Here is a 14,719-nt window from a genome sequence, read left to right on the forward strand (position 1 = left end):
CCCCGCCCCCCCCCCCAGTGTCTCGGGCCCCCCCCGCCGGGCGGGGGGGGGGGGCCCCCCCCCCCCCCCCCCCCCCCCCCGGCCCCCCCCCCCCGGGGGGGGGGGGGGCCCCCCCCCCCCCCCCCCCCACGGCTCGACCTGACGCGACATCAGCTCGGCAGCCGCCAAAGCATAGGTGTGGCACCATCGCAGCCCGTTCAAGCTCGACCATGACATTCCCCTCGTAGCGTGGAGGTCGTGACCAGAGGCGAAGGTGAGGGTCATGGCGGGGAAGAGGCGCTCCTACGACGCGGAGTTCCGCGAGGGTGCGGTGCGGAAAGTGACAGAGACCGGGAAGTCGGCCGCGGAGGTCGCGCGGGACCTGGGCGTGCAGCCGGGCACGCTGCAGAACTGGGTCCACCGCGCCCGGACCCGGGCGGACGCGGAGGCGGCGGGTTGCTTGAGCGAGTCCGCGCGCGACGAGCTGCGCCGGCTGCGGGATGAGAACGCCCGGCGGCGCCAAGAGATCGCTGAGCTCGGGATGGAGCGCGAATGTCCTCAAGCGGGCTTCATCGCCGACCAGAGGACCGAGCACGGCGTCCCGCAGACGACCGCCTGCCGAGCCCTTGGAGTGCTGGTCACGGTGTAGGCGATCTTCTCAAACCGAAAGCGCACCTGCCGCCAGATCAGCTACCAGTCTCCATCACTACCTGCGGATTCGGGCCAGAAGCCTGTTCGGGCATGAGTGCGGCGTTCAGACGTGCGGGCGGATCGGTGTAGAACGCGCTGCCCTTGTACCAGTACCAGGCCAGTGGCAGCAGGCCGATGGCGACCGCGCCGAGACCGATGGCGAGCCGACGGGTGGTCAGCGTCGGGATGGCCTCGACGAAGACGAAGACCATGAATGCGGCACCGATCCCCGGCCAGAGACCGACGAAGACCGCGTTGGACAGGGACTTGAAGACCACCTTGCGGTAGGCGACCACGACGGCGATGCCGGCCAGCGCGTAGTAGATGCAGATCTGCAGTCCGATTGCGGCGACCGCGTCGCCCATGATGGTACCCACCGAACCGATGGTGGCCGCAGCTACGAACAGGGCCAGCGATACGACGGCGATCACCAGGATCGCGAACCACGGGGTGCGCCAACGGTGGTGTGTGCGGCCGAAGATGGCCGGCAGAGTGTGGTCACGGCCCATCGCGAAGAGCGAGCGGGTCACCTGGATCAGTGTGGTCTCCAGGGTGGCGACGGTGGACAGCACCACCGCGAGGACCAGCGCCTTGCCGCCCCACCCATGGCCCACCGCATCGCCGATGACGGTCATCACGGGAGTGCTAGGGGTGATGTCCTTCTGGTCGATGAGCATGTTCGTCACGATGGTGAACAGCTCGAAGACGACGAACACGCCCAGGACTCCGACCAGGCCGCCGAGTCCGGAGTTCCTCTTGCTGTTGCTGGTCTCCTCGCTGAGATTGGCGGTGACGTCCCAGCCCCAGAAGTAGAAGGCGGCGATCAGCGCGGCACCGGCAAAGCCACTCATGCCACCGAAGTGACCGAAACCCCAGAGCCAGGACCACTGGAAGTGTGCCCCTGAGCCGCCGTGGAAGAGGGCGGTGACACCGAGGACGACGAGGAGTACCACTTCGATCCCGGTCATGATCCACTGGGCGTGCGCGGTGATCCGCGCACCCAACAGGACCAGGAGCGCCATGGTCAGGAAGGCTGCCGCACCTACCCCGACGCAGGCCCACGTGTTGGCGGCGGCATTCGGGGAGAATAGTGACAGGGTGTACTGGCCGGCCGGCAGCGAACCCGCCACCATGAAGATCAGAGCCGAGACGACCAGTGACCAGCCTGCGATGAAGCCCAGCGACGGATGCAGAGCCCGGCCGACCCAGGAGTAGCTTGCTCCCGCGTTGACGTCCAGGCGGCCCAGGTAGTTGAAGGCCCAGGCGATACCGAGCATCGGTATCGCGCACCAGAGCAGGGCCGCCGGGCTGTAGAGTCCGGCCGCTCCGATCAGCAGCGTGGTCGAGGAGGCCAGGGAGTACGCGGGCGCACTTCCCGCGACGGCCATCACCATGCTGTCGAAACGGCCCAGAACGTTGGCGCGCAGGCCGACCTCGGGCTCGGGAGCGAGCGGGGACTGGGAACTGCTCATTGACACCTCGACTTGTTCGGGCTGTGGCCCGGAGCATAGGGGGCAGACTGTGAGCGGGAAAAGGAGCGCGCGTCCGGAGGAGGCGCAAGTGTCTAGGCGAGCACCGAGTAGGAGCCGTGCACGGGAGTGCCGCCGACAAGGGTGAGCAGGACGTTCGTGTTGCCGATGTCCTGTGCCGGAACCTTGAGGATGTTGCGGTCGAGGACGATCAGGTCGGCCAGTTTGCCGACCTCGACAGAGCCGGTCTCATGGTCCTGGCGGAGCTGGAAGGCGGCGTTCATCGTGGCGGCGCGAATGGCGGCGCGGCGGAGCAGCCGCTGGCTCGGGGTCATCACGCCGTACTTGGCGTACGGACTGCCGGTAGCCGCTGTACGGCTGATGACGACGCGCAGCGCTTCCCAGTGGTTCAGCGGGTCGACGGGCCAGTCGCTGCCGAGCGAGATTGTGCCGCCGTCCCTGAGGATGGCGCCCTCGGGCTCGTAGTTGACGAGGCGTTCGGGACCGAGGTGGGGCTCGACGGAGTCCGTCGAGTCCGGGCCCGGCTTGGCCCAGTGGAACCCCATGGATGCCACGACGCCCAACCGCTGGAACCGTGGGAGGTCGGCGGGGGAGACGAGCTCGGCGTGGGCGACGGTCGGCCGGGCGCTCCGGTGCCCGGCCCGGCGGATGGCCTCGTAGGCGTTGAGCGCGACGCGTACCGCGCGGTCGCCGATGGCGTGTGCGTGCGGATCGAACCTGGCGGCTGCGGCCGCGACGAGGAACGTGGTGAGCTGATCCTCGGGCCAGTACACACGGCCGGTGTGGGTGCCCGGGACCATGTGGCCGTGGCCGTCGTCGACGAGGTAGGGCTCGAGTACGGCGGCGGTCTGCGCCGGCGACTGGAGGACACCGTCCAAGAACACCTTGATGTTGTGCACGTGAACGTCCGCACGCGGCTTGGCGATCTCGGTGTCGTACGTGGCACGTAGTTGCTTCAATCGAGGCAGCGGGTCTCGGTCGTCCAGCCCCACCAGCAGCGCAATGTGGGCTCGGGCGGTCAGCGCGCCCTGGGTGGCCAGCGCGGTGTAGACGCGGAGTGTCTCCTCGCCGGCGCCCGCCTCCATGAAGGTCGTGCCGCCCTGGGCGGCCAGCGCCGCGAGCGCGGCCTTGGCGTAACGGGTGTTCTCCGCATCAGTGGTCGGCGGGATGAGTCCGGTCACCCGCTCGCCGGCGGCGTCCTGAAGGACGCCCGTGGGCTCGCCGAGCGCATCGTGTTCGATGACGCCGCCGGGCGGGTCAGGGGTGTCGCGGGTGACCCCGGCCAGGGCGAGGGCCCTGCTGTTGACCACCGTGGTGTGGTAGTCACTGGAGGTGATGGCGATGGGGCGGCGGGTCGTGAGCTGGTCCAAGTCCTTGCGGGTCACGCGGACACCTGCTGGCTGCATCGCCTGGAGGTACCAGTTCTGGCCTGTCGCCCAGCCGTCGGGTTCGGCGGAGGCGGTCCGGGCCAGGTAGTCGGAGATGATCTCGAGGAACCGGGGGACCGTCAGCGATTCGTAGCGGACGTTCAGGCCCACCAGGCTGCTGCCACCGGTCAGGCTGTGGAGGTGGCCGTCGTGCAGGCCGGGCATGAGCATCCGCCCGCCGAGATCGACCACCTCGGTGCCGGTGCCGACGTACGGGAAGGCACCGCTGTCCGTCCCGACGTAGATGATCCGTCCGGCGCGGATCGCGACCGCCTTCTGGATGCTGTCACGGCCATCGACCGTCCACACATAGCCGTTGTGGAGCACCAGATCGGCCGTCGCCGACGCCTCGGCGGGGGTGGCGAACGTGAGCGCGGCCGTTGCCGTGGCGGCGGCCATGCCGGCCAGAACGGTACGACGTGCGAGCTGATGTTCCACGGTGCCTCCGTAAGGTGTTGGTCGACCCGGGAGGGCCGGATTCGGTGATGATGTGTTGCCTTCTGCAGCTCACCGGGAGTGGTCGTACGGCCCTCCCGGGCGCCCTCCCCGCCGGCTGAGATGCGGGCGCCATGTGCGGTCGCTGTTCGTGCTGCCGATAGGGGTGCTCCTGCGGCCCTTGAGGTCAGGGCCTGCCGGTACCGATACCCGTGACGTCGGTGTCGTCGCCGAACCTCCTGCGGGCGACGGGGCCGAGGACTGCGAACACGCCCAGGCAGTCATCGTCCTGACGCGCCGTCAGAGTGGCGTCCCCTGCGCGCTTCTGCGCGACGACCGGGAATTGCGCCCTGTGCCGCTCACGCCGGCAGGGCAGTGGCTCGCCGCGCCCCCCGGAGGACGGAAACGGGCATGCGGCGGCGTCATCGCATCGGCGCTGACGGGACCGCGGGAGTCGGCCAGCCCGGCCGGGATCTCTCCGCCGCTACTCGAACGGTTGTTGGACAGCTTCGAGCTGTACAAGATCACGCAGCAGGCAACAGGAGCCGACACGCCATGAACATGGGCGGGCCGCCTTCCGAGCCGCAGCAGCTGCTCCTCGTGGGGGCGGGGCACCTTTGCGTGGCCTTCCCGGGCGACGAACTGGGCGAGCGCGGCCAGGTGCTGGCCGAACCGGTCCGCCCGCGTGCGCACCGGCCTCGCGGCGGCGGCCGCCTTCTCGGCGGCCAGCTCGGGGTCGGCCTCGATCCCGAGCGCGGCCAGCAGCTCCTGCTGCTCCTCGGCAAGGTCGGCGAAGCCGGCGCGCTGCTCGCGGATCTATCGGCCGAGCTGCTCGCCCTCGAACACCGTCTCCAATGGCAGGGCGGGCCGGTCGACCTGACCATCCAACGCCAGCCACCACCACATCCGTGTGGCGGCGTAGGCGCGCTGCCACACGATGGGCCAGGCGGGGCAGCACCACGGGTCGACGGCTTCGAGGAGCTGGCGCCGGATCGGGTCCAGGTGGCCGGGGTCTCCGGCCGGCACCTGGGCGGCGGCGGATCCCATTGCCGCCCGCTGGGGCAACCGGGTCTGGGCGCGGCGGGCTGCGATAGCCCGACGACTGCCCGGCCGCACCACAATATTGAACACGTTCAATACATATGTCAGGATGACGGTGCTGATGGGAGCGGAGGGGGAGCGGCGTGATCCAGTGGTGGGCCTACGTGGGCTTCTGGTTGTTCTGGGGGTTCTTGGTGCTCTGCTTCATCGTCGTCCCGAATGTGGTGTTCGGCCTGACGGTTGCTCTGTCGTCCGACCGGTGGGCCCTGCCATGGCGGATCATGCTGGTCCTTGCCACCGCGGGGGTGGCTGCTGTCGTCTGGCGGGTGCTGATGCCCGCCTTCTGGCTCCTGTGTCCCGATGTTCTTGCCGGCGTGACTGTTCTCGTCTCCGGTGGCCTCCTGCTTGTCTTCAAACCTCGACGCCGCCCTGCAATCCGCTGAGTGATGATCGGCGTGTGGTTTTTCAGTGGTTCGGCGTTGTTGTTCACGGGGTCTTGGGGCGGTCTGTCCGCCTGGTCAGGGGGCATGTTGTGAGTGGGTGCGGTGAACGGCTGCGCCGAGGTAGCGGTGAAACATTGCGCTGAAGTGCGCTGAAGTGCGGTGAAGAGTGGACGCCGGTTGTTATCACGGCTGGCTGGGTTGCCTTCCACTGGTGACGGCTGGGCGGGCCTGGGGTGGTGCTTCGGGAGGCGTCGGATATCGGGGGCGTCAGGCCGCTCGGCTGCGGCAGGTCGAACCTCGGTAGCCGGGCAGTGCCGTGCCGGCCGCTTCGATGTGGTCGGCGGCGGTGTTGCTGCCCGCGTTGCCCGGTCGCAGCAGGCCCGAGACCGGTTCGCCGGGGCGATCACCCATCGCACAGCAGCCGCCGTGAAAGCCCGAGGCTGGACCTGGGAGCCCAGTGTTCCATCGCCGCCGCCAAGGGACCGCTCGGCCCGCCCCAGTGGCAAGCGGCGTTCTCATTCCGCGAGATGGCGCTCGATCCAGGTGGCGGCAGTGCGGCGGAACAGGACGCGGCTGCGGGTGCGTCGGAACTCGTGGCCCTCGTTGGGGAGAATCAGCAACTCGGCGGGGATGCCCCGCTGGCGGGCCGCTTGGACCAGCTGTTCGGACTCGCCCGGTGGGACGTTGGTGTCGTGCTCGCCGTGGACGGCCAGCACCGGCACCCGCAGCGCGTCGATCCGGCTCATGGGGGAGAGGGAGCGCAGCAGTTCACGATCGCGTTCGGGGTGGCCGTACTTGGCGGCGGCCGAGCGCGCGATCCAGGGCTCGGTGCCGGCGAAGAACGTCAGGAAGTCCGACATGCCGCACACCGAGACGCCGGTGCGGAACAGCTCCGGATGCCAGACCAGCGAGGCTAGCGTGAGGTACCCGCCGTAGGAGTGCCCCATCACGGCCAGTCGCCGGGGGTCGGCGAGGCCGAGGGTGATCAGGTGGCTCGCGCAGTCCGCTACGTCGTTGATCGCGGCGAACCGCTTGGCGCCGAGGTCGGCGTCGACGAAGGAACGGCCCGCGCCCAGCGAACCGCGCACGTCGGGGGCGAAGAGGTCCAGGCCGTGGCCGAGCAGCTCATGGTAGAGCGGATCGAACACCGGCCGCTCCTGCTGTTCCGGGCCGCCGTGCAGGTGGATGACGCACGGCGCCCGGCTGTCGGGCTCGCGGCCGGGTGCCCGGTAGTACCAGCCGCTCAGGGGCAGCCCGTCGCCGGCCCGCAGGCGCAGGTGCTCGGGCCGGACCGGCGGGTGCTGATCGGGCGCCACCGCGTCCTCGTCGCGCGAGGACCACGGGGTGCGCAGCGGCGTCAGACCGTCGGGTGTGTGCCAGATGCCGGGCCGGCGCCGCGAGCCGGCGACGGCCAGCGCCAGTCCCCGGCTGCCCGCCGAGCTGATCCGAGTCACCACCTCATGCGTCAACGGCACCGCGCGCGGCGATAGTTGGCCGCCGCTGGCCCCATCGCCCAGCTGTCTTCCGCTGCTGACGCCGTCGGTGGGCAGGGCGAGCGCCTCCAGCTCGGTGCGGCCGTGCATGTTCCAGGCCAGGACGGCACTGCGGCCGTCGTCCGGGATCCACAGCAACTCCAGGTCGGCGTCCTCGCGTTGCGCGGTCACGGCACGGCGCAGACAGCTTCCGTCCGGTCCGAGCTCGGCGGTGATCAGGGCCGCGAACTCACGCTCGGCGTCGCTGCGCAGGTGGAGCCGCCGACCGTCGGGCGAGAGGCGGCCGATCCACGGGTCGCCGTCGGCCACCGGCAGCGCGTAGGCCCTCGTGCGGTCCGCGGTGCGCAGCAGCACGGCCTCACGCCCACCGCGAGGTCCGCGCAGCAGCAGGACGAGTCTGCCGTCCGCGGTGATGTCGCACAGCCGCAGCGTCGCACCGGCGGGTTCGGTGGCGATGAGCTCGGGCGGCCGCAGGCCGGCCGGATCGGCCAGGTAGACGGCCAGCCCGCCGCCGGTGAGATGCGGCTCGGGCTCGAGTGCGCCGGACGCCGGCCACCGCGGGCGCGGTGCGGCCGGCGATGCGGCGCCGGTGACGGGTGTCCCGACGTGGCCCCAGTGCGCGCCGCCGAGCGGCACCGGCGGCCCGTCCCTCCTCTCGGACGGGTATGTCGCGGAACCAGCTGCTGCGGTGCCCCCGGGCTCCGCGAGGAGCGGTCCCGCCGGCGGCTGGCTGGCGGTGATGGCGAGGGTCGAACCGTCGCGGCTCCAGCGGCCGAGGTAGGCGGTGCTGCCCGGTGCGGCGCCGGCCAGCACCCGGCGGTCGCTGCCGTCCGGCCGGACGCAGAGCACTCGGGTGAGTTCGCCGCCGCCCGGCGCCGTGGTGTAGGCGATCCAGCGACCGTCCGGGGACCAGGAGACCTCGACGACCGGGTCGGGACCGGTGTCCAGCAGGTGCACGTCGTCGCTGTCGGCGGTTCCCGTCCACAACTGCGGTACACCGCCTCGGTTGCAGATGAAGGCCACGTGCGCACCGGTGGGGTCCGCGGACGGGTACCAGCAGCCGTGTGCGCTGACCGGGCTGTGCCCTTCCCGCGAGCCGGGGGCACCCGGGAGGGCCACAGCCCGGGGAGCTGCTGCCCGGGCTGCGGGATCCGTCTGCCGGTCCGCCATGGCGCGCCTCCCGTCAGCCGATTCCGTGAGACTGCAGCCACATCTCCAGCAGGGCCACCTGCCACAGGGCGTTCGCCCCGCGCGCCGTGCGGTGGGTGTCCGGCGCGGCCAGCAGCTCGTCCAGGTAGGCCTGTTGGAAGACGCCCCGGGATCTGGCCGCCGGAGCCGCGAGGGTCTGGGTGATCCGGTCGAGCACTGGCGGGGCCATCCGCCGGATCGCCGGCACCGGGAAGTAGCCCTTGGGCCGGTCGACGATCTCGCGCGGCAGCAACTTCCAGGCGGCTTCCTTGAGGACCCCCTTGCCCCCGTGGGCGAGCTTGAACTCCGGTGGGCAGGCCGCGGCCAGCTCGACGAGTTCGTGGTCCAGGAACGGCACGCGGGCCTCCAGGCCCCAGTCCATGGTCATGTTGTCGACCCGCTTGACCGGGTCGTCGACCATCAGGACGTGGGTGTCCAGCCGGATGGCCGCATCCAGCGCGGTCTCGGCCCCCTCGACCGCCATGTCCGCACGCACCAGTTCGCTGGACGCGTCGTGTCCCGGCAGGAAGTCGGGCTGCAGGATGCGGGCGAACTCGGCGTGCGGGCGGTCGAAGAAGGTCCGGATGAAGGTCTCCGGCTCCTGCTCACGCGGCACGGCGGCCAGGGCAGGATGCCAGCGGTACCCGGCGAAGATCTCGTCGGCGCCCTGCCCGCTCTGCACCACGCTGACGTGCTTGGAGACCTGTTCCGACAGCAGATGGAAGGCGACCACGTCGTGGCTGACCATCGGCTCGCTCATGGCGTTCACGGCCCGGTCCAGGGCGGCCTGGACCCGGTCGGAGGGCACCATGATCTGGTGGTGGTCGGTGGCGAACTGACGGGCCACCAGGTTGGAGTAGTGGAACTCGTCGCCCTGCTCCCCGCGTTCGCTCTCGAACCCCACGCTGAAGGTGGCCTGGTCGTATTGGCCGCACTCGGCCAGCAGCGCCACGATCAGGCTGGAGTCCAGGCCGCCGGAGAGCAGCACCCCGATCGGCACGTCCGCCACCGTGCGGCGCCGCACGGCCGTGCGCAGCGCGTCGAGCACGGCGTCGCGCCAGTCGGCGGCGGTCATGCCCGCGTGCTCGGGGCGGCGGAGGTAGGACGGCTGCCAGTACCGCTCGTCCCGCTGGCGGCCGTCCGGCTCCACGACCCGCACGGTGGCCGGCGGGAGCTTGCGGACCCCGGCCAGCACGGTGCGTGGCGCGGCGACCGTACCGTGCAGACTCAGGTACTGGTGCAGCGCGGCCAGGTCGAGCGAGGTGTCCACCCCGCCGCCCGCGAGCAGCGCGGGCAACGAGGAGGCGAACCGCAGCAGGCCGGGCCGGCGCTCCAGGTAGAGGGGCTTGATCCCGAGGCGGTCGCGGGCGAGGACCAGCCGTCCGGTGTCCAACTCGGCCACGGCGAAGGCGAACATGCCGTACAGGTGGTTGACGCACGCCGTCCCCCACTGCCGGTAGGCCTTGAGCAGCACCTCGGTGTCGGACGTGGAGAAGAAGCGGTGCCCGAGTGCCTGCAACTCCTGCCGCAGCTCACGGTAGTTGTAGACACACCCGTTGAGGACCCCGGTCAGTCTCGCCTCGGAGTCGGTCATCGGCTGGGCACCGCGCTCCGACAGATCGATGATCTTCAGCCGCCGGTGACCGAGGGCCAGGGCGCCCTGCGACCACATTCCCCGGCCGTCCGGGCCACGGGGCGCCAGCCGGTCGGTCATCCGCTCCACGGCCGCCAGGTCGGGACGCCAGCCGTCGAAGCGCATCTCACCGCTCAGTCCGCACATGCCCGCTCACCTCCGTCCACGCACTGAAACAGGGGCTCCCGTCGTGGGACGGGCATGGGTCTGGGCCACCAGGAAGTCGACCACCGACGTCAGGCCCCCGCCGGCGGCGATCCGTCGTAACCGGTCGGCGACGTCGCCCCGGGCCAGGCTCTCCCGCACCCCCGCCGAGACGAGCTCCCAGTCGCCGAACTCCTCCAGCGTCGGCCGCAGCCGCGCCAGCAGAGCGCCGACCGCCACCCGCGCCGGGACCGCCCGGCCGGTGATCGGGTCGACCAGGTCGCCGCCCAGACCCGAGCGAGCGGCCCGCCAGGTCATGGCGCGCAGCACCTGCGGGCGGGTGTGCCGGCAGCGGTCGGTCCCCTGCACCTCGGCGCAGGCATCCACCACCAGCGCCCGGAACAGACCGGCGAGCATCACCACCGTCTCCACCCGGGGGCAGGCGTCGCAGACCCGCAACTCCAGCGTCCGACGGTTCGCGGAGGGCCGGACGTCGTAGTAGACCATCCCGGCGTCACTGATGACTCCGCAGCGCACCAGCCCCGCCACGGCCGCGTCGTAATCCGCCGCGGAGTCGAAGCAGCCGGCCGGCCCGCTGGTGGGCCAGCGCTGCCACAGCAGGGTCCGCCAACTGGCGTAACCGGTGTCCCGGCCGAGCCAGAACGGCGAGTTCGCGGACAGCGCCAGCAACGTAGGCAGCCAGGGCGAGAGCACACTCATCGCGCGCACGGCCGTGTCGCGGTCGGGCACGTCCACGTGGAACTGCACGCCGCAGATCAGCTGCTCGTCGGCCACCACGCGGTACTCGTCGGCCATGTGCAGGTAACGGGGGTGCGGGGTCGCGTCCACCGCCCCCACCCGCGCCAACGGGGCGGTCCCCGCCGCGAGGATCGCCAGCCCGAGCCCGGCGGCGGCCTCGGACAGGACCTGCCGCGAGCGCCTCAGATCACCGTGCAGCGCGTCCAGCGACACGTGCACGCCGCTGTTGGACTCGACGACCGACTGCAAGAACTCACTGATGAACCCGCGCTCCGGCAGCCTCTCCAGTACCTCGTGGGCCCGCGCTACCAGCACGCGACTGCCCAGGTCGACGACGTGGAACTCTTCCTCGACTCCCACCGACACACCCATCCGGTCACCTCCGAACCAGCGGCCCGCGCCACCGCAATCACCGACCCAGCCGGCCGCCGCTCCACTCGGCGTAACACCCCCGAAGGACCAAGCTGCCACTGCGGCTCTTGCCCCGCATCAGGAACGGGTCTGTACGGTGACCGGCTGTATCTCCCGATCAACGAAGAGCACCTGATGAGCGACGTGACTGTCTCTGTGGAAGCTGTTGAGGAGGTCCGGCCGCTCGAGCTGCCGGCGGACCGGTTGGACGAGCAGTCGATCGGGCAGCTGGTTGACCGGGCCCGCGCGAGCGGGCTGCAGTTGACCGGCGAGGGCGGGCTGGCGCAGCAGCTGACCAAGCGCGTGCTGGAGTCCGCCCTGGAGAGCGAGACCACCGACCACCTCGGCTACGAGAAGCACGACCGGGTCGGCGCGGGCAGCGGCAATAGCCGCGGCGGTGTCCTGGCCAGGCGGTCGCCGACCGCCGGGGAGCCGAGCGCGCCCTGATGAGCAGCGCGCTGAAGACGATCCTGGAGGCCGACGCGACCGGGCTGGCCGCCCGCGAGGTGGCCGCCGCGATCACCGCCCGCGACGTCACCGCGATGGCCGCCCGCCTGGTCGGCGCCGCCCGCGACCTGCGCACCGGCCGCCTGACCGCCTCGCAGCGGCGGCGGACCCGGATCGCGGCGGCGGTCGAGCGGGCCGCCGCTCCGCTGGACGCTGGCGGCCCGGATGCCTGAGCAGGACCGCGATTGGTTGTCTGCGAAGCCGCTCACCGGGCACCCCTACCCCGCCCCACAGGGGTGCGCCCAGTACGGCGCGAGCAAGAGCAGGTATGCGTGAGGTGGACGTGCCTGATCCGGGGGTGTGCCCGGGCAGTGGCCCTCAGGCGCGGGCGGCAGGCTCCGGTGCGGAAGGTGCTCATGCCGTGAACCTAGGATCGGCCGACCGGAGCCCAGAAGGCCCGAAAGTAGCCAGTGACCTGCGGGTAACTGATCCCGCACCACTGCGTTCCGCGGGATTCTGGCCAGAACCCTGGATGCCCGCCGCAGCGACCTCGCCCTCGGGGGCGAGCCGCGACTGCCCGGCAAGATCACTCTGGCGCTACCGGCCGACGTGCCGCACGACTTCCTCGCCCAGACGGTACGAAGCTCGGCCACTGGATCCTCCACCAGCGCCAGCTGCGCAGCGGCGTCAAGAACGGCGGCATCACGCCCGAATGCATCGCCGCACTCGACGCACTCGGCATGCGCTGGTAGGCCAGCGGCAGCACCGCTTCGCCGACGTCCGCGACCAGCGGATCACCGAGTTGCGCATGAAAACGCCTGCGTCAGGTGCTCCTTACTCCTCGTGGACCCAGCCCAGATGCCACGCCTCCAGGAGATCCACGCCAACCTCGTCGGCCGCCTCCAGGAAGCCAGGGATCAGGGCTGGCTCGGCGAGGTCGCCGCCATCGAGACCACCATGGCCGCCGCCGTACAGAAGCTGGCGGCCATGCGCGACCGGGCAGCCCAACCGTCCACCGTCCACCTCGGCATGCCCGAATTCCGCGCCGGCGCCGGCCGACGCACCACAGGCTCTGGTGACAACTACTCAAATCGAACTCTTGTTGTCGGTTCGTCTCGAACCTCGCGTCGGCCTGGTTGTCCTGTCCGACCCACGCGTCGAGGGCGACTTCGATCTCCGGCTCAGTCCTCGCCAACCTGGAGCAGAATCGCGAAGAGCTCGCCATTGCTTCCAGCAACCACGCCATCGAACGTGAGGCGGTCACGGGATTCCAGGAGTTACCCTCCCGGTTGGTCCACCAGGTCGCACCGGGCCCGAGACACGTCACGAGGCGCGTCACGGTGTGGTGCGCGGCCGAGGACATGGGCGGAGCGTGAGCTGCTGCCACTGCGCATCCAGCCGGCGGAGCGGGCCGCGGTGCGTGCGGCGACGCCGTCCAACGCTGGCGTGGGACCCCGCGAAGGGCCGGCTGCAGCTTCCCGTGCTCGAGGCCGGGTTCTACTTCCGGAGCAGGACGAGGAGAGCGACGCCGCTGTGTACCCGTCCCGGGCCACTTCGCGTACGATCTGCCCCAGGATCCGGCGCCGCGGGTTGAAGGCCGGGCTGCGCCGCATCACCTACGAGCTGGGACCGATCCGCGCCATGACCCAGCCAGGCCAGTCGAGGACCGGCCAGCTGATACGAGAGTCCTGGTTGGGGATGACGGCGATCCGCTGCTGATAGTGACTCCGAGCGGCTGTTGGACGCCCTCCGGGGACGGGACGACGTCTACAACCTGCCGATGGCCAAGGCCGCCTTCCGGGTGCGCGCCGACGGAGAGGTCCTGGACCGGCTCGACCTGAGGGTGGATTTCCTGCCGGGTGTCGGGCGCCCGCCCCTTGTTAAGGTGTGCGACGTGGAGAGCCTGAGCAAGCGGCGTCTGGACGCCGCCGCCCTGGACGCGCTGCTGCACTGCTCGCTGGGCCAGGGCGGTCGGCTGGAGCGGGAATTGACTGGCGGGACGTTCAACACCGCGTACCGCGTCCGGCTCTTCGACGGCCGGAGCGTCCTGGTCAAGATCGCCCCGCCCGCGGACGTGCCGGTGCTCCGCTATGAGCGCGGCATCCTCGGCACCGAGGCAGCCGTCTACCGGCTGCTCGACAGTGCGGCCGGGGCCAGGGTGCCGACACCGCGGTTGCTGTGTGCCGGTGTGGACCACCTGGTGCTGTCCTGGCTCGACGGCAGCCCCTGGGACCAGACGCAACCGCACCGACCCGAGCTGTTGCGCCGTGAGTTGGGGCAGCTGGCGGCCCTGATCAACGCGATCCCGTCCCCGGACGGGAGCTTTGGCTACCCCGCACCCGAGTCCTCCCTTCAGGCGGATGACTGGCCCGCCGCCTTCAGCCTGATGACGGCCGCCCTGTTGACGGACGCCGAGCGCTTCGGAGCCGAACTCGGAGCGCCCACAAAGGAATTCACGGCCCTGGTGGCCGCCTCTCAGGAGCGGCTGGCGGAGGTGGCCGAGCCACGCCTCGTCCACTTCGACCTATGGCCCGGCAACGTCTTCCACGACGGCACACGAATTACTGGACTGATCGACCACGAAAGGGCGTTTTTCGGCGATCCGGCGGCCGAGCTGGTATCCCTGGAGTTCGGCGGTGCCGCGGGCGAGGACAGCGAGGTGGTCGCGGGCTACCGCGAGGCCGGCGGTGAGCTGGAGTCCACCCCGGGCCTGGCCCACCGGCTCGCGCTCTACCGCGTCTACCTGGGCCTCATCCTGATCATCGAGAGCGAGCCCCGCGGCTTCCGGACGTCCAATCCCGAACACTACGCGTGGAGCCGCGAGTACCTGGCCACTCAGCTGGACGCACTGCGGCAGCACTGCGCTGCATGACCACACGGCACAACGCGGACCAGACGCGCCGCGCGCCCCGCCCGCCAACCAGCTCAAGCTCGCCAACAGCGCTGGTCACAGCTTCACGAACGCACTGCGCTGGTCGAACGGATCGCGAGGCCCTGCGCGCCGCGGTCCGGTGCTGGCCGGTGGTGGTCAGCCGCGACGACCTTGGTGCCGAGCACGTGGTGCGGCCCGTGGACGGCGCTGAGCAGCACCGAGCGGAACTTGCCCGACCCCATTGCCACTTGCGCCGTCACCCCCTGC

13 protein-coding genes and 1 pseudogene are annotated in these 14,719 nt (G+C 70.9%); 6 read left to right on the forward strand and 8 right to left on the reverse strand.

What is annotated here, in order from left to right; translation table 11 throughout:
* Nucleotides 1-262 precede the first annotated feature (262 nt).
* Nucleotides 263-628, forward strand: a complete 366-nt coding sequence (locus tag ACFYNO_RS39700; RefSeq protein WP_388023255.1) for a transposase — start codon at nt 263-265, stop codon at nt 626-628.
* Nucleotides 629-665: 37 nt separating this feature from the next.
* Here ACFYNO_RS39700 and ACFYNO_RS39705 read toward each other — a convergent pair whose 3' ends face one another.
* Together ACFYNO_RS39705 and ACFYNO_RS39710 are read right to left on the reverse strand one after the other, a co-directional pair.
* Entirely contained in the window at nt 666-2,141 is a 1,476-nt protein-coding gene (locus ACFYNO_RS39705) for an APC family permease (protein WP_388023256.1), read from the reverse strand.
* Nucleotides 2,142-2,233: 92 nt separating this feature from the next.
* The gene (locus tag ACFYNO_RS39710) at nt 2,234-4,024 is read right to left on the reverse strand and encodes an amidohydrolase (RefSeq protein ID WP_388023257.1); all 1,791 of its coding nucleotides are present in this window, start codon (nt 4,022-4,024) and stop codon (nt 2,234-2,236) included.
* A gap of 552 nt (nt 4,025-4,576) precedes the next feature.
* Between ACFYNO_RS39710 and ACFYNO_RS39715 the strand changes: the two genes are divergently transcribed.
* Both ACFYNO_RS39715 and ACFYNO_RS39720 read left to right on the forward strand, forming a co-directional pair.
* Nucleotides 4,577-5,209: a hypothetical protein gene (locus ACFYNO_RS39715; RefSeq protein WP_388023260.1), complete on the forward strand. Its 633-nt coding sequence runs from the start codon at nt 4,577-4,579 to the stop codon at nt 5,207-5,209.
* Nucleotides 5,206-5,505 carry a hypothetical protein gene (locus ACFYNO_RS39720; protein ID WP_388023263.1) on the forward strand — a complete coding sequence of 100 codons (300 nt, stop codon included), beginning with the start codon at nt 5,206-5,208 and terminating at the stop codon, nt 5,503-5,505. Before ACFYNO_RS39715 ends, ACFYNO_RS39720 begins: the two co-directional genes overlap by 4 nt.
* A gap of 267 nt (nt 5,506-5,772) precedes the next feature.
* Here the strand turns inward: ACFYNO_RS39720 and ACFYNO_RS39725 are convergent, their stop codons facing one another.
* From ACFYNO_RS39725 to ACFYNO_RS39740, 4 genes are all read right to left on the reverse strand, one after another.
* Complete coding sequence (locus tag ACFYNO_RS39725) at nt 5,773-5,916, reverse strand: hypothetical protein (RefSeq protein ID WP_388023321.1); 144 nt, start codon at nt 5,914-5,916, stop codon at nt 5,773-5,775.
* 104 nt (nt 5,917-6,020) lie between these two features.
* Complete coding sequence (locus ACFYNO_RS39730) at nt 6,021-8,168, reverse strand: S9 family peptidase (protein WP_388023265.1); 2,148 nt, start codon at nt 8,166-8,168, stop codon at nt 6,021-6,023.
* 13 nt (nt 8,169-8,181) lie between these two features.
* Nucleotides 8,182-9,966, reverse strand: coding sequence for an N-acetylglutaminylglutamine amidotransferase (locus tag ACFYNO_RS39735; RefSeq protein ID WP_388023268.1), 1,785 nt, complete (start codon nt 9,964-9,966; stop codon nt 8,182-8,184).
* Nucleotides 9,967-9,972: 6 nt separating this feature from the next.
* On the reverse strand, nt 9,973-11,082 hold the full coding sequence (locus tag ACFYNO_RS39740) for a glutamate--cysteine ligase (RefSeq protein ID WP_388023270.1): 1,110 nt from the start codon (nt 11,080-11,082) through the stop codon (nt 9,973-9,975).
* Nucleotides 11,083-11,268: 186 nt separating this feature from the next.
* Between ACFYNO_RS39740 and ACFYNO_RS39745 the strand changes: the two are divergent.
* Nucleotides 11,269-11,544 (forward strand): annotated as a pseudogene (locus ACFYNO_RS39745) (transposase); the annotation flags it as partial.
* A gap of 35 nt (nt 11,545-11,579) precedes the next feature.
* Entirely contained in the window at nt 11,580-11,813 is a 234-nt protein-coding gene (locus ACFYNO_RS39750; RefSeq protein ID WP_388023272.1) for a hypothetical protein, read from the forward strand.
* Nucleotides 11,814-12,414: 601 nt separating this feature from the next.
* On the opposite strand, the gene ACFYNO_RS39755 is transcribed toward ACFYNO_RS39750, so the two are convergent.
* A complete protein-coding gene (locus tag ACFYNO_RS39755) occupies nt 12,415-12,603 on the reverse strand; it encodes a hypothetical protein (RefSeq protein ID WP_388023273.1) in 189 nt (62 codons plus the stop codon).
* Nucleotides 12,604-13,360: 757 nt separating this feature from the next.
* Between ACFYNO_RS39755 and ACFYNO_RS39760 the strand changes: the two genes are divergently transcribed.
* Nucleotides 13,361-14,452 (forward strand): phosphotransferase family protein, encoded by a 1,092-nt coding sequence (locus ACFYNO_RS39760; protein WP_388023276.1) that lies wholly within the window; start codon nt 13,361-13,363, stop codon nt 14,450-14,452.
* Nucleotides 14,453-14,535: 83 nt separating this feature from the next.
* Here the strand turns inward: ACFYNO_RS39760 and ACFYNO_RS39765 are convergent, their stop codons facing one another.
* Nucleotides 14,536-14,700 carry a hypothetical protein gene (locus ACFYNO_RS39765; RefSeq protein ID WP_388023277.1) on the reverse strand — a complete coding sequence of 55 codons (165 nt, stop codon included), beginning with the start codon at nt 14,698-14,700 and terminating at the stop codon, nt 14,536-14,538.
* Nucleotides 14,701-14,719 lie beyond the last annotated feature (19 nt).

It is taken from the genome of Kitasatospora sp. NPDC006697 (genome assembly GCF_042869935.1).
Taxonomy (GTDB): Bacteria; Actinomycetota; Actinomycetes; order Streptomycetales; family Streptomycetaceae; genus Kitasatospora.